The 879-nt window shown below is 68.1% G+C and carries 1 pseudogene; it reads right to left on the minus strand.

The window, feature by feature from the left end:
- Nucleotides 1–560 (minus strand): annotated as a pseudogene (locus tag NKF06_RS20675) (preprotein translocase subunit SecY); the annotation flags it as partial.
- Nucleotides 561–879 lie beyond the last annotated feature (319 nt).

Genomic DNA, 879 nt, shown 5'->3' on the forward strand with positions numbered 1-879 from the left:
AACAGGCCGACCCCGGAGCCGACGCCCCACTTGCTGACGATCTCGTCCATGAACAACACGAGCGCGCCGCCGACGAATATCTGGGCGAAGATGAGCCACTTCACGCCGACCGTCCCGACGCCGAGGGCGCTCGCGACCGCTGGGTCGGCCGGGAGGTAGCCCCCGGCGAAGACGACCGGCAGGCCCTGCAGGGCGATCATCCCGAAGACGAGTAGTTTCTGGAGCCCCTGATAGAGGATTTGGTCGCGCGGGTCGTCCGTGTCGAGACCGAGCATGTCCCCGCCCTGCAGCAGTTGCAGGACGATGCTCGCGGTGACGATGGGACCGATACCCAACTGGAGGATGGTCCCCTGTCCCCCGCCGAGGATGGAGCGGAACTGCCCGAAGATGTCCTGGCTCCCCGTCCCGACGCCGAAGAGCGTGACGTTCGTCAGGAAGAAGTACAGGACGAGAATCCCGGCGGTCCAGCCGAGCTTTCGGCGGAACGGAACGTGTCCCTCCGGGCGGGAGACGGCGGGCATCCGGCTCAGGATCGGCGATACGGTGTCTTTCCAACTCATGGTCGATTGCGAGTGGCTGTTGGCGATTGCATGGTCTGTCGCGCCGACCGGCGTCGTCACTACGCGAGCGGCGTCCGCACGGGACGCCGTCGCTGTGCTCGCGAATCGGCGGTTCAGTCAGTCGTGGCCAGTCGTCGCCAATAACTGTATCGATGCGGTGACTATCCGTCAGCCGGCGTCGTCGCCGGCGCCGAGGCCATGGGCTCGGCCACCGCCGCCACGTCGAGCGACTCGCGCGGTTCCGCGTCGACGACGCGGAGCGGGAGCCGCCGCCCCGCCCGGTCGAACGCGGCCACGCCAGTCGTCGTCCCACGGCGGG

Origin of the sequence: Haloferax sp. AB510 (genome assembly GCF_024136985.1) — an archaeon.
In the GTDB taxonomy this organism is placed as follows: Archaea; Halobacteriota; Halobacteria; order Halobacteriales; family Haloferacaceae; genus Haloferax.